The 20,070-nt window shown below is 68.0% G+C and carries 16 protein-coding genes and 1 pseudogene; 12 read left to right on the top strand and 5 right to left on the bottom strand.

The features are described 5' to 3' along the window. Positions 1-276, top strand: a pseudogene (locus tag K228_RS27565) (transposase); the annotation flags it as partial. A 301-nt stretch (positions 277-577) separates the two neighbouring features. Further along, positions 578-844, top strand: coding sequence for a hypothetical protein (locus K228_RS0120755; RefSeq protein WP_018732471.1), 267 nt, complete (start codon positions 578-580; stop codon positions 842-844). Here K228_RS0120755 and K228_RS0120750 read toward each other — a convergent pair whose 3' ends face one another. Beyond that, positions 845-4,375 (bottom strand): nSTAND1 domain-containing NTPase, encoded by a 3,531-nt coding sequence (locus K228_RS0120750; protein ID WP_025620166.1) that lies wholly within the window; start codon positions 4,373-4,375, stop codon positions 845-847. It abuts the gene before it with no gap. A gap of 1,621 nt (positions 4,376-5,996) precedes the next feature. On the opposite strand from K228_RS0120750, the gene K228_RS0120745 reads away from it, so the two are divergent. Genes K228_RS0120745 through K228_RS0120705 form a run of 9 tightly spaced genes read left to right on the top strand, consistent with a single transcriptional unit; the run spans position 5,997 to position 17,097 of the window. Then, on the top strand, positions 5,997-8,654 hold the full coding sequence (locus tag K228_RS0120745; protein ID WP_025620165.1) for a phosphoenolpyruvate synthase: 2,658 nt from the start codon (positions 5,997-5,999) through the stop codon (positions 8,652-8,654). Next, positions 8,651-10,336: an AMP-binding protein gene (locus tag K228_RS0120740; RefSeq protein ID WP_025620164.1), complete on the top strand. Its 1,686-nt coding sequence runs from the start codon at positions 8,651-8,653 to the stop codon at positions 10,334-10,336. The genes K228_RS0120745 and K228_RS0120740 overlap by 4 nt, the downstream gene beginning before the upstream one ends. After that, the gene (locus K228_RS0120735; RefSeq protein ID WP_025620163.1) at positions 10,333-12,006 is read left to right on the top strand and encodes a hypothetical protein; all 1,674 of its coding nucleotides are present in this window, start codon (positions 10,333-10,335) and stop codon (positions 12,004-12,006) included. Before K228_RS0120740 ends, K228_RS0120735 begins: the two co-directional genes overlap by 4 nt. Next, positions 12,006-12,266 (top strand): phosphopantetheine-binding protein, encoded by a 261-nt coding sequence (locus tag K228_RS0120730; protein WP_025620162.1) that lies wholly within the window; start codon positions 12,006-12,008, stop codon positions 12,264-12,266. Before K228_RS0120735 ends, K228_RS0120730 begins: the two co-directional genes overlap by 1 nt. Next, positions 12,263-13,363: an SDR family oxidoreductase gene (locus K228_RS0120725; protein ID WP_025620161.1), complete on the top strand. Its 1,101-nt coding sequence runs from the start codon at positions 12,263-12,265 to the stop codon at positions 13,361-13,363. The genes K228_RS0120730 and K228_RS0120725 overlap by 4 nt, the downstream gene beginning before the upstream one ends. Next, positions 13,360-14,340: a nucleoside-diphosphate kinase gene (locus K228_RS0120720; RefSeq protein ID WP_025620160.1), complete on the top strand. Its 981-nt coding sequence runs from the start codon at positions 13,360-13,362 to the stop codon at positions 14,338-14,340. Before K228_RS0120725 ends, K228_RS0120720 begins: the two co-directional genes overlap by 4 nt. Beyond that, entirely contained in the window at positions 14,307-15,245 is a 939-nt protein-coding gene (locus tag K228_RS0120715) for a UbiA prenyltransferase family protein (RefSeq protein ID WP_025620159.1), read from the top strand. Before K228_RS0120720 ends, K228_RS0120715 begins: the two co-directional genes overlap by 34 nt. Beyond that, positions 15,245-16,132, top strand: a complete 888-nt coding sequence (locus K228_RS0120710; protein ID WP_025620158.1) for an LLM class F420-dependent oxidoreductase — start codon at positions 15,245-15,247, stop codon at positions 16,130-16,132. The genes K228_RS0120715 and K228_RS0120710 overlap by 1 nt, the downstream gene beginning before the upstream one ends. After that, the gene (locus tag K228_RS0120705) at positions 16,129-17,097 is read left to right on the top strand and encodes an AfsA-related hotdog domain-containing protein (RefSeq protein WP_025620157.1); all 969 of its coding nucleotides are present in this window, start codon (positions 16,129-16,131) and stop codon (positions 17,095-17,097) included. Before K228_RS0120710 ends, K228_RS0120705 begins: the two co-directional genes overlap by 4 nt. A gap of 21 nt (positions 17,098-17,118) precedes the next feature. On the opposite strand, the gene K228_RS0120700 is transcribed toward K228_RS0120705, so the two are convergent. Next, on the bottom strand, positions 17,119-17,940 hold the full coding sequence (locus K228_RS0120700) for a S1 family peptidase (protein ID WP_025620156.1): 822 nt from the start codon (positions 17,938-17,940) through the stop codon (positions 17,119-17,121). A 507-nt stretch (positions 17,941-18,447) separates the two neighbouring features. Here K228_RS0120700 and K228_RS0120695 point away from each other — a divergent pair. Further along, positions 18,448-18,669 (top strand): hypothetical protein, encoded by a 222-nt coding sequence (locus tag K228_RS0120695; protein ID WP_025620155.1) that lies wholly within the window; start codon positions 18,448-18,450, stop codon positions 18,667-18,669. A gap of 86 nt (positions 18,670-18,755) precedes the next feature. Here the strand turns inward: K228_RS0120695 and K228_RS0120690 are convergent, their stop codons facing one another. From K228_RS0120690 to K228_RS0120680, 3 genes are all read right to left on the bottom strand, one after another. After that, complete coding sequence (locus K228_RS0120690; protein WP_025620154.1) at positions 18,756-19,064, bottom strand: hypothetical protein; 309 nt, start codon at positions 19,062-19,064, stop codon at positions 18,756-18,758. After that, on the bottom strand, positions 19,061-19,333 hold the full coding sequence (locus K228_RS0120685; protein WP_018741373.1) for a hypothetical protein: 273 nt from the start codon (positions 19,331-19,333) through the stop codon (positions 19,061-19,063). Before K228_RS0120685 ends, K228_RS0120690 begins: the two co-directional genes overlap by 4 nt. Before the next feature lie 240 nt (positions 19,334-19,573). After that, on the bottom strand, positions 19,574-20,070 hold a 497-nt coding region (locus tag K228_RS0120680), incomplete at its 5' end, for a hypothetical protein (RefSeq protein WP_025620153.1).

Below are 20,070 nucleotides of genomic sequence, written 5' to 3'. Positions count from 1 at the left end.
GCGGGCACGTTCGAGCCGCAGATCGTCCGTAAGCGGCAGCGGCGCCTGTCGGGGGTCGACGAGGTCGTGTTGTCGCTGTATGCCAAAGGCCTCACAACCGGGGAGATCAGCGCGCACTTCGCCGAGATTTACGGGGCTTCGGTGTCGAAGGAGACGATCTCCCGGATCACCGACAAGGTGCTCGAGGAGATGGCGGATTAGTCGCACCGGCCCCTGGACGAGACTTACGCCGCGGTGTTCATCGACGCCATCGTGGTCAAGGTCCGTGGCGGTCGCGGGTCCTCCCCACGCACGTGGGGGTGCTCCGTCCAGGGGGACACGGATGCGGTTCGGTACCCCGTCCTCCCCACGCACGTGAGGGTGCTCCGTCATTAGTAGTGTTTTGGATCTTGTTTGAGTTGTCCTCCCCACGCACGTGGGTGCTCCATCCTCGACGCCGTCCGCGCCGGTTGCACCGGCGTCGGCCTGGCCGTTTCTGAAAGTCCTGGCCATACAGTAAGCGGCGTTGTGGTTGGCGTGTTGTCGTGCTGGGAGGGGTGTGGGCGTGGTGAGGACAGTTCAGGTTCGTACGTATCTGGTGCGGGTGGGTCGGTTGGATGAGTGGGTTGATGCGTGGCGGAGGTTGATTGTTCCGTTGCGGCGGGAGTTCGGTTTTGAGGTGCACGGTTCGTGGGTGGACCGGGACGCGAACGCTCATATTTGGGTGCTTTCCTACGAGGGAGGTCGGTCGTTCGCGGAGGCCAACGCGGACTATTGGGCGTCGCCGCAGCGGGAGCGGTTGGGGGTGAATCCGGCGGAGTTCCTGGTGGGTGAGCAGGTCCGTGAGGTGGAGCAGGTCTTGTAGCTACTCTGCTGCCGGTAGGCGGTGGGCGGCGCGCTCGTCGGGAGTGAGGGTTCGGACGACTCGGTGGCGTGCCGCGTGCAGGAGCGCGTCGAGGTCGACTTCGGTAGCCCAGATTCGGGCGGTGGCGTCGGTTGAGCCGGTGACGATGTGGTTGCCGTCGGGTAGCCAGGCCAGGCAGGTGACGGCGTCGCGGTGGACTCCGATGACGTCGCTTTCGTAGTCGGCGTGGGTGTTCCAGCGGCGTACGGTGCGGTCATCGGAGCCGGAGGCCAGGTATCGGCCGTCGGGTGAGTAGGCGACGGCGCGTACTCGCCGGTCGTGTCCGGTGAGCTCGCGCACCGGGGTGTGGTCGGCCATGTTCCAGACCCGGATGGTCCAGTCGGCGGAGCAGCTGGCGAGGTGGTGTTCGTCTGGCGCCCAGGCCACCCCGTCGACGTAGTTTTGGTGCCCGGCGAGGACGGTGCTGGTGCTGGGGTGGCGCATGTCCCAGATGCGGACGGTGCGGTCGTCGGAGCCGGAGGCGAGATACCGGCCACTGGGTGACCAGGCGAGGGCGCCGATCCAGTCGGCGTGTCCGGTCAGGATGCCGGCCAGGGTACGGGTGCGCACGTCGAAGATGTGGATGGTGTTGTCCTTGGCGCCGGCGGCGAGGCGGCTACCGTCCGGGGAGAAGGCCAGGGATTCACACTCCACCGTGCCGGCGAGTAGCAGGTGGGTGCCGCAGCTGTCGAGAAGGTGTGTCGATCCGTCCTGCACGGCGACGGCGAGCGTGGAGTCGGTCGGTGTACCGGCGAGGGCGACCACAGCCGCCGGCAGCGCCTGGGGAGTGGCGTGTGGGCGGTGGTCGGTGTGCCAGCGGCGCACGCTGGCGTCGGCGGATCCGGTCACGATGCCACCGTTGGGGGCGGTGAGGGCGGTGATCGCCGCATGGTGCCCGGTGAGTTGGACCTGTTCGGCGCCTCGGGGGTGCAGGGTCCAAAGCCTTGCACTGTGGTCGGCCGAGCCGCTGAGGATCCGGGTGCCGTCCGGGCTGACCGCGACGCTCCAGGCAGTGTGTTCGTGCCCGCGTAGCTCGGCGACTTCGCGCAGCCGGGTCACGTCCCATACTCGGATGGTGCCGTCGCCAGCGGCGAGGGTGAGCCGTTCACCATCGGCGGCCCAGGTGAGCGACCAAATCGCGTCCCGGTGTCCGCCGATGCATCGGTGTTGGCTGCCGCTGTTGGCGTCCCAGATGCGCACGGTGCGGTCGGTCGATCCGGTGGCGATCCAGTGGCCGTCGGGTGAGAAGGCGACGGCTTCGACGAGGTCGAGGTGGCCGCGCAGCGTGACGGCGGGTTGGCCGGTGGTCGCGTCCCAGACGATGACTGTGCGGTCGTGGGAGGCGGTGGCCAGGCGGGACGAGTCCGGTGCCCAGTCGACGCCCCACACGTCGCCCGCGTGGCCGGTCAGGGTGGTCTGCTTCGTCCAGGTGGCGGTGGCCCACAGGTGGGTGAGGTGGTCGCGGCTGGTCCCCGCCAGGGCGGTGCCGTCTGGGGACCAGGCCACGCTGCGGGCCTGGCCGCCGCAGGTTAGTACCGTGATCGGGGTGGCGGTGGCCGTGTCCCAGACTCGGATGGTGGTGTCCCGCGACGCGGTGGCAACCATGGCGGAGTCCGGGGAGAAGGCGATGGCCTCGACCATGCCGGTGTGGCCATGCAGCACGTGGGTCACCATCGCGGTGTCGGCCTCCCACAACCGGGCGGTGCCGTCGCGGGAGGCAGTCGCGATGCTGCGCCCGTCGGGCGCCCAGGCAACCCCTCGTACGACGTCTGTGTGCCCGGTCAGCACGGCCTCGATGTGGCTGGACGCCAACGCGGACATCAACGCCCGTCGGGCGACCGGGGTGGTGGGGCACTCGGTCAACGCCGCGGTGGTCAGGAGCACGGCCAGTTCCGGGAACCGGTCAACGTTGGTCAACGCGTAGTGGCCGACTGACTCCGACACCCTCCGCAGGAACGCCGTGTCCCGCCGCCGAGACGCCTCGACCAGACCACGGGCGGCCGGCGTGTCCTGCCCGGCCGAACGCATCGCCTCCAGCCACTGCCCCGCCAGCGCCAGCCGATCCCCGGTGAGCAGATAGTCGGGGCTGCGCCCGGAGCGTTGCCAGTCGCCCGCCCAGCGTTCCAGTTCAGCGCGCCGTCTCAGATGCACGGCCCTCGTCTCGACCTGCTGGCGCAATGGCGCCCACTGACGGAACAACGCCTCATGCGCCACCTGCACCACCGGCCGACCGTCGTTGACGTCGGAGGTCAGCAGCCGGGCCTGGGTAAAGACCTCCACGATCTGACGCTGCTGCGCCGACAGCTCAGCCGCCGGGACGCGACGCCGGGTGGGCTCCGCCCCATCCATCGACACTAGCCGCAGCAGCGTCGACAGGATCACCTCCGGGTCGTACTGCGTGCGCAGCTCAGCGAGGACAGTGTCCGCCTGCCGGGCCAGCGCCCCCGCAACCCCACCCGATGCCTGATACATCTGCCGGGTCACCACACGGCCCGTACCAATGGTCAGGTACAACTCCTGCAACAGGTACGCCAACAGCGGCAACGCATCCGGCGTCCCGGTCTCCTCCACGATCTCGGCGACCAACCCCGCCTCGAAACTCACCCCCGCCAACCGGGCAGGCTGCTCAATCACCTCCACCAGATCAGCGGGACGCATCGCCCCGACAGCCACCGGCCCGGCGAACAACTCCGCATGCTCACTCGCAAGTAGGTCTGCCAGAAACTCGACCCGCAGCGTGGCCAACACCCACAACCGACGGTCCGCCACGAGCGCGGAGGCGATCTGGTCGACGAACAGCTTCCGCTCAGCCGGGCTGGACAACGTGACCAGTTCCTCAAGCTGATCAACAATCAGCAGCACCCGAGAAAACCGGTTTCCCGTTTTCGCCCGCCACGCCGCGATACTGTGCGCCATACCATCCTGATCAGCCCACATCGCACGCAGCACAGCCTGCCGCTGCCCACCGGTCAGCCGCGCCGCCACCGCCGCCAACCGCCCCAACGGCTCCCCCGCCGGAACAACCGACGGCAACACATGCCACCGATGCCCTCGCAATCGCGGTGCCACACCCGCGTGCACCAGCGACGACTTACCGCTACCCGAAGCTCCCGTCACACACACAAAACGGGCGGCCGGCTGGCCGGTAAGCACATGCAGACGCCGCACCAGATCCCTGGTCAACTGCTCCCGGCCGAAAAACACCGCGGCGTCCTGCTCGGTGAACGCCCCCAAACCCGGGAACGGACACCGATCACCGCCCCACACCGGCCGAGCACCACGAGGACTCTCCCACCACAACACCACCGCGTCACCAGCGATCACCACCACCAACAACACAATCAACACCGGCCCGGAGAAAGTCTGCACCGCGGCAGCGAAACGGGAACTCGCAGCCGCGTTCGCCGCGAAGTTCGCCACCACCTCCAACAGAATCGCTGCCACCAGCAAAGACAGCTGCAATGTCAGCGACGGACGCCGGCCTTGCCGCATCCCGCCTCCCCACACCACCTACCCCGCCGCATCCACCGTAGTTGAGCAACAGCCGACCGTGACAGGTCGAGATCACCGCACCGCCACACCACCTCGCGCTTGCACCGCACCGACGCCGTAGTGCAACACCCCTGGCTAGACGGCGGAACGCGCCAGCCCGTGCCCACGTTGGCTCGGCAAGGTATGTACGCACATATGCGCCACCTGCCCTGGGCAACGTCGGTAGCCAGCCGCCGCGACTTCCGCGGCGCACCACGAACGCCTGGGAGGGCAGCCCGACGGACGGCACAGCGACCTGGCCGAGACCGCTACCTCGACGCCGCCATCAGCGGGACAGGTCATCGGAACGCCAGCCACTGTCAAGCCAGAACCTGAAAGGTCCGGCAGGTGCGGCGCTGGTGGCGGTGTGGAACCCGGGGCGCCGTCCCCGGAACGTCCGCCGAGCTTGTCGAGGCAAATCCATCGACCAATTTCGCTTATTGATGAAGGGAGGAAAGGACTGCGGCACCCCGCGATCAGTTACCGGTGCTGCGGTAATCCGGAAATGCAAATCATATTTCCTGCGAAGAGGCCTGGTTACCCGGACCCACACGAGTGACCGCGACGCCACGGTGACACAGGTCACCCGATTTCAAATAGTTACCGTTCGTGTCAGGCCGCCACCCTCCATCTCCGTTAACCTTCCACAAGGTCACAGAGAGTGAAGCTTTGTTAAGCTGCCGTTTCTGCAATGTTAGGTCTAACTGAAAGCACTCCGCCAGCATCTAGCAGCGATTAGAAACCAGAGCGAGTTCGCTGTAATATTGATTCATCGCAAGCACCATTGCCCGTACCGCACTCGACGCGACATCAGCACACACCATGCCGCCGTGAAATGTGATTCAAGTCACAAGGGGTTAAGTAGCGAATGGCGGAATCCACAATCAGTCGTGCCATCAATGCCCGCCACCTGGCCGGCATGGGAAATCAATGCCGGCCCCTCCCGAACTGGACAAAGACCAAAGGAAGCAATATGTAAGCTGACATGCACGGAGACCTCGCCGCCTCGATGACACACGCCACAGTGGTACCCCTATGGGGCACGTAGACAGCCACAGTTGGCACCAAACCTTGCTCCTGCCAGGCGCGCGCCGCCGAGGGCGGCACCGGGAGGGCGCGCCGCGTCGCCCACACTCCGCCTTCCTGTCGAGTCCGGCAAGAGTGACGAACAATCCTTGGATTCAAGGTTCACGCCCGCCCCTCCGCCTAGGTCCGGCCTTCCACCACGTGAATCAGGCACCCGTGGAAATCTGGTGCATCCCGCATGCTACTCAGATAAAGCCAGAGACGGTCAACAGATTGGTCCGGCAACGCCTGTTGCCAACCTCAAGATTCCGAGTTAAATCAGCCGAATAACCTCCGGCAAGGCGCACTGATCCAGCCGATCCAGCACACCGACCGGCCCACGAACCGAATTCCCGCGCGACGGGAAACGAATCCGTGCCACGAATTCATGTGCTCGCCTTCGACCGCGAGCCGCTTGACTGCTGCCTTCGTACGGGAGGGTATCGCAAAGGCTGCCGTAGACGCAGCACCCAGGGGGACATCGCATGCCGATCAACACACTATCCGAGGAGGAAGGTTGTCAACTGTCGCCAGTGAAACTGACGTTACAAAATGGCGAGCTATGGGGGCCAAGGCGTCCAATCTGGCGGCGATGAGGAGCCTTGGCGTTCAAGTTCCGCGCTGGAGCGCAGTTTCCAGCGATGTCTTCACCGCCTTCCTGGAACACGTCGAGGGCATCGACGTATTGCTGACCCAGGGTGGCGACGAACCGGAGCGCGTCGCAGCCGAGATCACCCGACGGATGCGGGCGACCGTGATCCCGGACCACCTCGCCGGCCCGATCCAGGCGGCGTACCAGGCCGCCGGCGGCGGCAGTGTCGCGGTGCGCTCGTCGGGCCTGGAGGAGGACGGCGACACGTACTCCTTCGCCGGCCAGTTCGACACCTTCCTCAACGTCAGCGAGGCCGACGAGGTCCTGGACCGGGTCAAGGACTGCTGGGCATCGGCCTTCTCCGCGCGCTCGCTGACCTACCGACTGCGCAACGGCCTGCCACTGCGCGCGATCGGCATGGGCGTACTCATCCAACAAATGGTGCGCTCGGAGGTCAGCGGCGTGATGTTCACCGCCGATCCGGCGACCGGTGCCGGCGACCGGTACGTGGTCAGCGCTGTCTACGGCCTCGGCGAGGGCATCGTCTCCGGCGCTGTGGACGCGGACACCGTGACCCTCGAGGCGGCCACCGGTACGGTTCTGGAGACCGAGCTCGGCGACAAGTCGGAGCGCTACGAACCCGCGGCCAGCGGCGGCGTCGAAGCCATCGAGGTACCGGACGCCGACCGTGCGCAGCTGTCGCTCGACCGGATCGACCTTGGCACGTTGTGGGAGGCCGGCCGCGCCATCAGCGACGCCTTCGGTGCACCGCAGGACATCGAGTGGGCGGTCGCGGACGGCCAGCTGTGGATCCTGCAGAGCCGACCGATCACCACCGTGCCGACCACGGGCAGGCCGGTGGGTGAGCTACGGATCTGGGACAATTCGAACATCGTGGAGAGTTTCCGGGGAATCACGTCCCCGCTGACCTTCACGTTCGCCTCGACGGTCTACGGCGCGGTGTACGAGAGCTACGCCCGATCCCTTCGCGTGCCCGAGAAGCAGCTCGCGCAGATGCACGAGTGGTTGCCCGCGCTCCTCGGCAGCTTCCACGGCCGCGTCTACTACAACCTCATCAACTGGTACCGCCTCCAGCGGATCGCGCCCTTCTACGACGTCAACCGCAAGTTGCTCGAGGTCGCCATGGGCGTGGACGAGGCGCTGCCGGACGAGATCGCCGAAGGGCTGTACCCGTACGAGTTCGACTCGGCCTGGCAACGCCGACGCGCACGGGTGGTCACCTACACGACCTTCTTCTGGAAGTACCTGCGCATGGACCGTGACGTCACGCGGTTCGTCGCCTACTTCTACGAGCAGTACTCGATCTTCGACAAGCGCGACTACGCCGCGATGCCCGCCGACGAGGTGTACCGGGCGTTCCAGGACCTGATCCGCAGCCTGAACAGGCGGTGGGGTCCGATGCAGATGCTCGACTCCACGATTCTGCTGTCGATGGGCATCCTCACGATGCTCGGCCGGCGGTGGCTGCCGCACGCCCCCGAGTGGCTGACGTGGGCCGCCGCTCGGCCCGGCGCCGACGTGGAATCCGCCGAGCCGGCCCGTGAGTTGGCCGCGCTGGCGGCCACCGTCAAGGCCGACGACGAGCTGCGCCGCCTGGTGACGGAGACCGCCCCGGCGGCGATACCCGGCGCGCTCGCGGCTGCCGGGCACACCACCCTACTCGCGGCCGTCGACGCCTACGTGCAGGCGCACGGCTACCGCAGCCCAGACGAGCTCAAGCTGGAGGTGCCGGACCTACACGAGGATCCGTCGAGTCTGTACCTGATGCTGCGCGACGCGCTACAGGCTCCGCCGGAGACAGCGAGCGGCGACAGCGCGCAGGAATATCTCGACCAGCACCTGCGGGGGCCGCGACGCTGGATCTACGAACTGACCCGCCGCAAGGTGTCACGGTCACTGGCGGCGCGCGAGCGGCTGCGGTTCTGCCGGACGAAGGCGTTCGGCTCGGCCAAGCGGATGCTGCGCGCACTCGGCCGGCACCTGCAGCAGGTCGGGGCGATCGAGCGGTTCGAGGATGTGTTCCTGCTGCGCCTCGACGAGCTTGCCGGGGCGTACGAGGGCAAGATCGCCCACGACGAGATACGCGACATCGTGGCGGCGCGTCGGCGCACGCGGGAACGACAGGCGACGATGTCCGCGCCGCCGCGCTTCCGGACCTACGGCGCGCCCTACTGGGAGGGCAATCTCGAGGCCGCCGGTTGGAGCGTCGGCCGGGCCACCCGCACCGGCGTCGGTGAACTGCACGGGACACCATCGTCCCCGGGCGTCACGACCGGACGGGTCGTCGTCACGACGCGACCTCAGGACGTCAACGGCGGCATCATCGTGGCCTACAGCACCGACCCGGGCTGGGTCGCCGCACTACCGTCGGCGACCGGACTGATCATCGAACGGGGAAGCCCGCTGACCCATGTCGCGATCGTGGCGCGTGAGCTGGGCGTGCCGACGATCGTCAAGGCCAAGGGGGCCACCCAGGAACTGGAGACCGGCATGACCGTCCGGATGGACGGCGGCACCGGCACGATCACGATCCTCGACGACACGGATGGGACGTCCGCGTGACCACCACCCTGGATTTCAGCGATGTGCGCAACTGGCTGGTCGATCCCCGGACCGACAAGGGGATCCGGTTCCTCGGTGACGAGGGCGACTGGGACTACCACTCGTACGCGGACCTGTCTCTCGCGGCACGACGCAGCGCGGCGGCGATGACCGCTACCGGCGCCCAGCCCGGGGAGGTGGTCTGCCTGCTCATGCCGACGAGTTACCCGACGCTCTGCGCGTACTTCGGGGCCTGGGCCGCGGGCCTCACCCCCTGCGTGATCACCCCACCCAGCCTCACCAGTAGCACCGAGTACGTCGAGCTCGTTTCAAGCATTCTGCGTCGGGCGCAACCGGTACTGATGATCACCACCGAGCGCTACCAGGACATCGCCGACTCGGCTCTGGCCGCGGCGGAATTGCCCGGCCGCGCCTTCCTGCACAGGGAGGCCGAGGAACCGGTCGAGGTTCCCAAGGCGGGCCCCGACGACCTGGCGATCCTCCAGTTCACCTCCGGCTCCACCGGCGTCCCGCGAGGCGTGCCGGTCACCTGGCAGAACCTCGCCGTCAACGTGTCCTGCACCCGGGCGTGGAGCGACTGGAGCGAGGACGACTCGGTGGCCTCCTGGCTGCCGCTCTATCACGACATGGGCCTCGTCGGCACCCTACTCGCCGCCGTCTGTAGTCAGGCCGACCTGTGGCTGATGCAGCCCGCGCAGTTCCTGCGCGACCCGGGCAGATGGTTGGAGTGCATGACCCGGGCCACGATCACGGCCGCGCCGCCGTTCGCATACGAGTACGCGGTGGAGCGGATCTCCACCGAGCGCATCGCCAGCTGGGACCTCTCCGGATGGCGAACCGCGTTCGTCGGCGCGCAGACCATCAACCCCGCGGTGCTCGACAGGTTCGTGCAGGCTACCGCCGCTGCGGGCTTCGACCGCGGCACGCTCACCCCTGCCTACGGAATGGCGGAAACGACGCTCGGGGTGACCGGCACTGACCACGGTTCCCCGCCGCTGACGGTGCAGGTGCGGCCGGACACTCTGCGATTCGGCCAGCGGGTCGAGCTGACCCGGCAGTTCCACCTCGGTGCGGAGCCGGTGCCGACACGCAACGGCTGGCTCACCGGCTGTGGCGGCCCGCGCCTCGGCACCCGGATCAGCATCGTCGACCAGGATGGCGTCGAATTGCCGCCGGGCCATCTCGGCGAGATCAGGGTCAGCGGGGAGACGGTCACCGCGGGCTACACCAACGACGCCGGCTCCGGCGGCACCCGCTTCACCCCGGACGGCCTGCGCACCGGCGACGCCGGTTTCCTCCACGCCAGCCAGCTGTTCGTACTGGGCCGGATGGGCGACAGCCTCAAGGTCCGGGGGCGCAACGTCTACGTCGAGGATCTCGAGGCGGCGGTCGTTGAGGCGACCGGCCTGTCCCCGAGTCGCTGCGTGGTGATCAGCGCTCCGGAAGCCGAGCGTGCCGGCGTTCTGCTGCTCGTCGAGGGCTTGCGCCGCGGCTGGGAGGAGAGCGCCTACCGCACCCTGCGCTCCCGACTGGGCATCGAGTCGCGAATCCGGTTCGCGGTCGGTACTCATGGCCTGATCCAGCGCACCACCAGCGGTAAGCCACGCCGTCGTGGGATGTGGCAGCGCCTACAGGAGGGAACCCTGAAAGCGTCGCTCGTCGAGCCGGAGGTCCCCGCATGATCCTCGACGAGGCCGAAATCAATTCACTCGCGGCCGAAACGCTGGAGCGTATCGGTCACCCCAGGAGTGTCGCGCTGATCCTGGAAGGCTCCATCGCCGAGGGCTTCGGCAACTCTCGCTCCGACATCGACTTCCTTCTGATCGCCGATCAGGAGGCCGACCTGCCGACGATGCCCACGATCTTCTTCATCGCGGGACGTCGGGTGGAGATCCGCACCCGGTCCATCGGCCAGCTCGTGGACCACCTCCAGGAGGTCAACAGGTACGTCGGACGCACCTCGCGCCGTGTTGCCACACTGGACGAACACCTGCTCAACCGGTGCCAGCGGCTGCTCCGAGCGCATGTCGTGTACCGCCCGGACCTGGTCGAAAAGATCCGTGACCACCTCGCGCACGACGACTTCGCCGTCGTCATGGCCACGTGGTGGGCGGAACACGCACGGCAGTCCATCCGACACTCGATCGCGCTGCTCGCCCTGGACCAGGTGGAGTCGGCCGCGGTGTGGGCGCGGGCAGGACTCCAGCAGGCCGCCAAGAGCTACCTGGCACGCCACGGTGAGACGTACATCGAGCCGAAGTGGCTCTCGCTGCAGCTCGACCGGCTCGTCGGGGATCAGCTGGTGGAACGCTACTGGCGGACCATCACCGCGGAGCCCGGCGCCGGCGGGGAGATCGAGCACACGCGCGACTGCATACGCCTGGTCGCGGACCTCGGCGTGCCAGGCTGCGCCGAAGATCCGCAACGGCTGGTCGTTGCCCGAGTGCCGGCAGTGACCACCTGGCAGATCGACGACCAGGTGCATCTGGTACGTGGCCGACGTGACGTCTTCGTTCTCGGCGACGCCGCCACGCGGGTGTGGCGACGCATCGTCTGGGGACGACCACTCGCGGCGCTGATGGCCGACGCCGAGCGGACGGGCGTCGCCGACCCGGGTGAGCTGATCGCCGCCTACCTCCGGTACGGCCTGATCCGGATCACCTGGCAGGGTGCTCCGATCTCACCACGGATTCCGATGGCCGCACCGCTCGGCCCCATCACCCCCGCCCCGGCGACCCGCAGCCCGATCCTGGGTATCGCCGGTGCCGAGCCACCGCATCCCCGCGCGATCGCGTTGCTACCGCTGCCGGCGCCGCGCTTCGCCGCCGCCGCGATGGCGCTGATGTGGGGCAACTTCATGATCGAGAATGCTCTCGAGGACCTGCGGGGTGCGCTCGACCGCGAACAGTGGAGGGTCGCCGCGCTGACCACGGTGCGCGCGGTCAACGGCGGGCTGCGTGCCCTGCTCAGCGCGCACGGTGTGAATCCGTTGCCGCCGGATCCCGAGCTCCTGCACCGACTCGATCTGCTGCCCGACGGGCACTCGCGCATCCGGGTCCTCGCCGAACGGCTGTACACGACCGTGGCCACCACCGAGGAGGACGCCCGGCTTCTGCTCGCCCTCCTGCACGAGTACGTGACCGATATCCGGAAGGCCTCGGGCGGTGCGGCGTTCCCGTCGTCGTTCGACTCCGCGGACGGCTGGCAGCGCACCCTCGACATCGGCTACGACCTGCTGCGCCTCGGCGCATATCTGGACCAGCAACTCCCCCTCGACGAGGCGCAGGACCTGCTCTCCAGCGGCGGTGTGCAGCCGCACGCACGGGCCGGCGCCGCAGCACAGGAGACGTGATGGACAGCGCGTTCGACGAATCGACCGGTTACGCGATCATCGCCGCAATGGCACCGCACCCACTCCCCCGCGTCAGGGCGGAGACTCACCTGCGCGACGACCTGATGTTCGACTCGATTCGGCTGATCGAGCTGGCGATGGCCCTGGAACAGCAGTTCCGGCTGCCCGCGCTCGACCTGAACGAGTCGGCGGACCTGACGACCGCTGGAGACGTCCTGAACCTGGTTCGGCGGCAACTGGAGACCGGAGGAAGGGCATGAGCAAGCCGAAGCGGATCCTGGTCACCGGGGCGGCCGGCCTGGTCGGCGCCGAAGTCTGCGCCCGCCTGCTGAAAGCCGGGCACCGAGTGTCCGGCCTGGTGCACCACACCCGAGTGCTGATCGCCAACAGCGGCCGCGGCGTCGCGTCGTCGACGGACGACAGGGCGGGCACCGTGCGGCTGGTCACCGGTGACGTCACCGTTCCGCGGCTGGGCCTCGACGACGACACCTGGACGGACCTGGCGAACGGGCTCGACCTGATCGTGCACTCTGCCGCGATCACCGACTTCGGTCACCCCCGGCAGGTTTACCAGGCGATCAACACGACCGGTACGGCGCACGTGCTGGAGCTGGCCCGCGAGCGCTCCACCCCGCTGGTGCACGTCAGCACCGCCTACGTGTGCGGCGAGCGGGACGGCACGATCCTGGAGTCCCAACTCGACGTCGGGCAGCGGTTCGGCAACCCGTACGAGGAGAGCAAACTCGCCGCGGAGCAACTGGTGCGAAAGGCCGCCGCGGAGAGCCTGCCGACCGTGGTGATCCGGCCCAGTGTCGTCGTCGGTGCCGCCCGCACCGGCGCGGTCCGTGACTTCAAGAACCTGTACGTCGTGCTGAAGCTCCTGTCCGAGGGTCGGATCGGCTCGATCCCGGGCTACTTCGACGCCTGCATCGACCTTGTGCCGGTCGACCAGGTGGCGGCGTTGATAACCGCCGTGGCCGACGACATCGACCGGGCCACCGACCGCACACTGCACGCGGTGGGATCGTCGGTGCGGATGCGCCACATCTCCGATGTTCTCGCCGAGTACCCATCGTTCCACGTTCCCCGCTACATCGCCCCCGCCAACTTCGCCCCTGCCATGCTGTCGGACCTCGAACGCGCCTACTGGCACCGGGTCATGTCGCTGTACGAGAGCTACTTCCGCCGCCAGCAGCACTTCGACGACACCGCCGCGGCCGGGTTCCGGAGGCACGAGCGCCTACCCGGCGGGCCGAACCACCTGCGGCGAATCATCGACTACGCGGTCAGGGCGGGCTACCTGGGCTCGCCCCTGCCGAGCGTGGCGGAGGCCCTGAGCCGGGCTAACCAGCGGTGAGCAGTATCGCGGCCTACGGACCGCCGTTCCCCGAAGGCCTGACCCACGATCCGGACAAGCAGCGCTATCACGGCACCGACAGCTACTTCCTGGAGGCGTACGAGCAGCTGTCCTCGCTGGCATCCGACCCGGTTAGATTCGCGCACGAGCACGCCATGCTGTTGATGAAGCCGGACGCGGTGGCGTCGCGTTCGATCGAACGTGTCATCGAATGGCTGCGCGAAGCGAACTTCCGGATCGTGGCAGTGCGGCGACTGCGGATGCGCCGGGAGTCGGTCCGGGCGCTCTGGCACTACCAACTGAACCGAGCGACACCCCAGCGCTGCCTCCTTGCCGACGCACTGTGTGAGCAGTCCGACTCGTTGGTGATCCTGGCCCGCCTCACCGAACCCGTCGATGTGCCGGCCACGGTCGCGCTCAGCGTCAACAAGGGACCGGCCGATCCGGCGCGGCGCCGTCCGGGCCAGCTACGTGCCCGGCTCGGCGACTTCGGCTTCCTCCTCAACTTGGTGCACGCCTCGGACGAGCCGGCCGACCTCGTCCGGGAGCTTGGCATCCTGCTGGACCACCGGGAGCGTCGCGCACTGATCGGCCAGGCACTGGCGAACACGGACCAGCACGGTCAGACGACCGCGATCGCCCAAGTGCTGTACGCCGTACATCCCCCGCATGACCTGGACTTCGTTGCCTCGACCCGCCGCCTGACCAGGACTGTGCGGGGCCTACTCGCCACGACGGCCCTGCCGGACGAGGTACGTCGGGCCCTGTGTCACACGCTGGCCTCGACGACCAGCGACCCGGCGAGTTGGGCACCGCTGGTCAACGTGATCTGGTCGGCGGACCTGCCGCTGACCGGTTGGGATTTCATCGTGGTGGGCAGCCACGCGGTATCACTTTCCCGCCCACGGTACGGACAGCTGCTGGGCGGAGCCGATCCTGGCCGGTGGCGGTCCCTGGCCACCGTGGCAGCGTCATGAGCAGCGCCGTCGGGCAGGCCCCGGCGCTGCTGCGCTACCGCGCGTTCCTGGGCGCGGTCTTCGCGCCAGGAGTGCACGTCACCTACGGAGTGCTGTGGGCATGCGCATACGAGGCCGCCGCGGTCATGGCAGTGGGTGGCGTCTGGCGGCCGTCGGTCGGGTCGCTGGTCCGGGCCATGACGATCATCGTGGTCCTGCTTCACCTACGGCTCGCCGACGAGCGCATGGACGAGCCGTACGACCGGATCCATCACCCGGACCGTCCGCTGATCACCGGTCTGGTCAGCGTGCTCGAGCTGCGCCGCGCCGGTTGGGCGACGGCCGCCCTGGCGATCGTCGTCAACGTTCCGCTCGCCCCCTGGTCGGCGATGGCCGTGGCGCTCCTCGTGGGCTACACCGCCCTGGTCACTCGGCTCACGCTGCACTCGCCGAGACTGCGTGACCGGGCACTGCTCTACATTGTCGTGGCGTACCCGGTGCAGTTGCTGATCGGCGTCTACCTGTACACGTCCGTGATCGCCGCGGAGGTGGTACCGCCGGGGATCCGCCCAGCCCTGCTGATCATTGTGTTCGCCGCCGCGTTCCTGCACTTCGAATTCGCCCGCAAGACAGTACGCGATCCCGACCCGGGGGCCCGGACCTACTCAGCCACCGCACTCGGGGTCACCGGCAGCGGTGTACTCACCCTCGGTTGGGCCCTACTCGCGTGCGCCCTGCTGGCCGCGGTCACCGAGCCATGGCGCATGTCGGTCGCGGCGCACCTGCCCTACGTGGCTCTCGCCTTCCCGGTCGCGGGCGCCTTCTCCTACCTCAGCGGCCGGGAGCAGAAGTGGCCCACGTCCCTCGCCATGCTCTATCTGATCGTCCTCGACGCGGCCCTCGTCACCAGTGGGTGGCTCGGATGATGGAGATCGGCGTGGTCCTGCCCCAAGGTGAGCTGCACGGCGGGCCACGAGCTCTACGCGAGTATGCGAGGGCAGCACAGGAGCTGGGATTCCGACACCTGCTCGCGTATGACCACGTGCTCGGTGCCGACCCGGCCGGGCATCCGAACTGGCAGGGTGTGTATGACGCGGATGATCCGTTCCACGAGCCGCTGGTGCTCTTCGGCTACCTCGCGGCGGTGTGCGACCTCGACCTGGTGACCAGTGTTCTGGTCCTGCCGCAACGGCAAACGGCGCTGGTCGCCAAGCAGGCGGCCGAGATCGACCTGCTCTCCAACGGCCGGCTGCGGCTGGGGGTTGGCCTCGGCTGGAACACAGTGGAGTACGAGGCCCTGGGCCGGCCCATGCGGTCTCGGGGCGAGCGGCTCGACCAGCAGATCGACCTGTTGCGGGCCCTGTGGACACACCGGTCGGTCAGCTTCGAACACTCTGGGGAACGAATCGTCGCGGCCGGGATCAACCCACGACCGAAACGACCGATTCCCATCTGGATTGGCGGCACCAGCCCAGCTGCCTACCGCCGGGCGGGCCGTACCGGCGACGGCTGGATGCCCCGTCTTCAGCCCGGGCCGGAGCTCACCGCGGCCCGGAGGATCGTGACAAAGGCGGCGGAGGCAGCCGGTCGACCCCCCGAGGCGATCGGCATGCACGGCCGGGTCCGCTACATCGACGGCGGCGCGGTCGGTGTCGCCGCAGCGGCGCGGCGGTGGCGTGAAGCCCGCGCCACACACCTGGATGTGAGCACACTCGGCGCCGGGTTCACGTCGCTCAGCGAACACCTCGACGCGCTCACCGCGATCGCCCATACGGGACTCCTCAACGAGAACACGGAAGGGCCCAATCGATGACCGACACCCGGCTACTGACCCAACCTCACACGACCGTCGAACCGGCGGTTGTCCATCGTCGTCATGCTGACACCGCCTTCCTCGCCGACGTCCATCCGGACGGCACGGGCGGATATGTGGCGACGGCGTTGCTGCCCGAGCGACACGCGTACTATGCAGCACACGTAGCGGAGGCGAATCGCCGTCTCGATCCGATGCTGCTATTGGAGGCCTGCCGGCAGCTCGTGATCTACATCGGCCACAACGGCCTCGGCCTGGCCGACGACACCCAATTCCTGATGGACTCCTGCGAGATGTCCGTGCCGGCCGACGCCTATGTGCAACGACCCGACGGCGGCTCGACCAAGCTGACGATCCACGTCACCGTAGCGGCGGTCCGGGTCGGCAGCCGGCTCCGCGCGTTCACGTCCCGGTGCGAGCTGTCACTCGGTGGTGTGCCGATCGGATCAGCAGTCATCACCTCGTCGGTCGTATCCCCGGCCGCCTACACGCTGCTGCGCCGCCGGGCTCGTGGCGGGTCGCCGCCACCTTGGTCGGACCAACTCTGCCCGTGCCTGGACGGGGCGGCTCCCCCCTCGACCGTGGGCCGCCTGGTCCCCGCCGACGTGCTGCTGGCCGAGGTTCGTACTGATGCGAATGAGACCAGCGCACGGGTGCTGCTGCCCTTCGATCACTTGGGCTTGTTCGACCACCGGCTGGACCACGTCCCGGGGACCCTGCTCGTCGAGGCGGCCCGTCAGCTCGGCACCGCGCTCAGTCCCGAGCCACCCGCGGCGGTGATGACCGGGCTTGCCGGCACGTTCGACACGTTCGTCGAACTGGACGCTCCAGTGCACCTCGTGGCCCGGCCGGGCACGACCGACGGTGAGCGGTCGGTCGCGGTGGTGCAGGGCGGCACCGTGCGTGCTGCGATCAACGTTGCTACCGCCCGCGCGTCGAGCACCCCGGTCAACGCCAGGTGTTGACCGGGGTGCTCGACGAGAGGCTCAGGCGGGAAGACCGCCGACCCGGGCATCGATCCAGGAACGGATCGACGACAGGTCGCCATAGATCGATGGACCGGTGGCACAGATCGGGTGGTTGTTGCCCGACCGACTGGTGGCACCGACCACGTGCCACACCCCGTCGATCCGACGAACCTGCGGGCCACCCGAGTCGCCATAGCAGGCGCCCGAGTCACCGTCGGTGTTGTCGGTGCAGATCTCGTACGGGCCGTTGATGCCGAAACACGCGCCGTCCGACCGGATCGACGTGTCCAGCTCGTGCGCGACCGTCGGCGTCGGACCGCAGCCCCGGAACGGACAGGTCAGACCCCAGCCGATAATCCGGGTAGCGGTACCGACCTCCCCGGACGTCGCCGGGATCGGTGCCGGGGCGTACGACACCGAACTGGACAGCTGCAACAGCTTGACGTCGATCGTGGGATTGTTGACGGCGCGGCGGACCCCGACGACCGTGCCACCGCTGGTGCGGTTGACGCTACCCACACGGACCGAGGACGGTGTCGGGCAGTGCCGCGCCGTGACGACCCAGTCCGACTTGATCAACGTGCCGGTACAGCCCGAGGTGTAGACCAGCCACGGGTAGTTCTCGGTCGCCGGCCGGCCGCCAACCACGAACGGCGTGACATCGGCATCAGCCTGGGCCCCTTGGTCGAAGTTCGTACGGAACTCGCCTGCCCGGCTCGCGTCGTCGTAGGCCGTCTGGGCCGCGGCGGCCGGCGCACCGGTGGCAATCTGCACCCCGGCGGCTGCCAGCACCGCCGCTAGCACCGCACCGAACGCGCGCAACAGTTGTCTTCTGACCATCTCACACTCCTGAGGTTACGGCGGTACCGCCATCCATCGATAGCTATAGATACTAGCTGAACATGCGCGATGTTCGATACAACGGATTTGCCACACGGCATGCCACGGTGCGGCACGTGCCACCGTCGCCTCACGGCCTCGCCCGCCAGACCAAACTGGCGGCCTGGCCGGCCCCTTCGATCCGCCGGCGATTCAGGAGCGTCGGTCAACCTCAATGGTCACTCCGACCACAACGGGTTCATACAGAACGCGCCACAGCCCTGGGACATGACCGACGATGCGGTGGCGCCTCTGGTGGGTCGTGCGTCGAAGCGACCATCTGATGCAGCTGCTACACCAGCGACGAGGGTGACGGCATGCCCGCAGGCCCGCACGCAGCCGTTTCGATCATCGCGTCGTCGAGGACCACGTCGTGCCGCCTGCCGGGCCTCCCGCTCGGCCTCCACCAGGTCACCCAGCTCGCACGCCAGCCAGTCCGGCAGCGCCGCAACAGCGGCCTGGTGGGCGATGGCCACGGGGCAGCATGTCCGAGGCGATGTCACCGCCGGCAGTACGGGCGAGCACACCGACTGGAGCAGCGCCCTGGAGCTCATGCAGGCATCGGGCGCGACCGAGCTGATCCGCCAGGTACGTGCCGCTGAGCAGAGTGACCCGGACGGGACTCGATGGCCTCGGAACAAGCGCAGCGACGACGCCACGGCTGTGTTCGGGCTACTCAGCACGTCCTGAATTGCCTGTCTGGCCGAGGTCGCGGATGCTCCAGCCGGTGGACAGGACGGCACAGCCGGTGGCGTAAGAGCCGGTTGTGGGTCGGTTCAGGCGGCGCGGTCGACCTGGGTGACGTGAGCGATCGCGCGGCGAAGCGCGGACAGTGAGACCGGCCGGTCGTGTTCCAGCTCGGTGAGTCCGAGCTCGATCCACTCGCGGATGAGAGTGGAGGGCTTCACGCCGGCGACGTCGGCGGCCGAGCGGACCCGCTGGTCCAACGCGACTGGTAGACGGACTCCGCGCATCACCATCGGTTCGGTCTCCGCCGCCGGCGGCAGCTCGACCTGGGCCGAGTCGTCGTAGTCGACCTCGCCCCGGGCGAACGCCTCCGCCGCCCGCTTCATGTCATCACTCACCGCACTACCTCCCACGCCTCGAACCGCTTCAGCTCCGCCGGGGTCATCTCCCGAGCGCCAATGATCTGCTGGTTGAACTCGCCGACCTTACGGACCGCCACCACCAGAGGCCGTCCAGCCTGGGTGCGTCCCATGATCGCGATGAACCGCACGCCGCCGCTGACGGCGGCCAGCGGTAGACGTCGCCGCGCTGCCAGCACCTGTGCGGCCTCGTGCGGCTCAACCCCAACCAGCGCGGCTAGGGCCTCGGGAAGCCAGTCATAACCCACACCACGATCGTAAAACGATCGTTTGACACATGCATCGGATTGCACCCCCTGTTTCGAAGACAGGAGCATCGCGGCGGGCACGTCAGCGGCAGACTCAACTCGCACGCCCGACAAGGACCGGGTTCGTACACATGTGCTATCCACATGTTGTGGATAGCACTGTTGGCCGGCACCCGTGTCGGGTGCCGGCCAACAGCTTCCTTCCCCCTTGTACGGGTTAGGTCTGGGGTTGTGGGGGGGTCAGCTGGTCCAGTGCTCGGCGACGAGGTCGGCGGCCTGGGTCTCCCACTGGGCGTAGTGGAACGGGAACGCCGACACCTGTACCGTCTGCGCGGCCTCGGTCAGGGGCATGTCCTGCCAGCCCTCAACCTGCTTCAAACCCTCCAGAAAGGCGGTGGTGGAGTAGGCGGGGTCGGTGATCTGCTCCACCGTGCCCCAACCAGACGACGGACGCTGCTGGAACAGGCCCTGCGAGTCATGGTCGTTACGAGCACCCAGGTGACCCAGGTTCTCCAACTTCGACTCCTGCAAACTGGTAGCGATCGCCACCACAGCGGCCCGCTCATCCATGTCGACGTTCTTCGTGGCCTCGATGATGGCCTTCACATTCGACACCTGCTCATCACCCAGGTCAATGCGGGACTGCTCACCCTGAGTGCCGTGCGGGATCAGCGTGCCCATGTCCGGCTTCGCGACCTGAACGGCTGCAGTGGCCGGGGTGGGGGTGGTGTCGGTGA

Origin of the sequence: Salinispora cortesiana, assembly GCF_000484695.1 — a bacterium.
Taxonomy (GTDB): domain Bacteria; phylum Actinomycetota; class Actinomycetes; order Mycobacteriales; family Micromonosporaceae; genus Micromonospora; species Micromonospora cortesiana.
The sequence above is the reverse complement of the archived record's forward strand: the minus strand, read 5'-3'. Positions and strand labels throughout refer to the sequence as shown.

Excerpts from the sequence above, each read along its gene's own strand:
- K228_RS0120750 (WP_025620166.1), bottom strand. The coding sequence starts at position 4,375 with ATGCGGCAAGGCCGGCGTCCGTCGCTGACATTGCAGCTGTCTTTGCTG.
- K228_RS0120735 (WP_025620163.1), top strand. The coding sequence starts at position 10,333 with ATGATCCTCGACGAGGCCGAAATCAATTCACTCGCGGCCGAAACGCTG.
- K228_RS0120730 (WP_025620162.1), top strand. The coding sequence starts at position 12,006 with ATGGACAGCGCGTTCGACGAATCGACCGGTTACGCGATCATCGCCGCA.
- K228_RS0120725 (WP_025620161.1), top strand. The coding sequence starts at position 12,263 with ATGAGCAAGCCGAAGCGGATCCTGGTCACCGGGGCGGCCGGCCTGGTC.
- K228_RS0120710 (WP_025620158.1), top strand. The coding sequence starts at position 15,245 with ATGGAGATCGGCGTGGTCCTGCCCCAAGGTGAGCTGCACGGCGGGCCA.
- K228_RS0120705 (WP_025620157.1), top strand. The coding sequence starts at position 16,129 with ATGACCGACACCCGGCTACTGACCCAACCTCACACGACCGTCGAACCG.
- K228_RS0120700 (WP_025620156.1), bottom strand. The coding sequence starts at position 17,940 with ATGGTCAGAAGACAACTGTTGCGCGCGTTCGGTGCGGTGCTAGCGGCG.
- K228_RS0120695 (WP_025620155.1), top strand. The coding sequence starts at position 18,448 with ATGGCCACGGGGCAGCATGTCCGAGGCGATGTCACCGCCGGCAGTACG.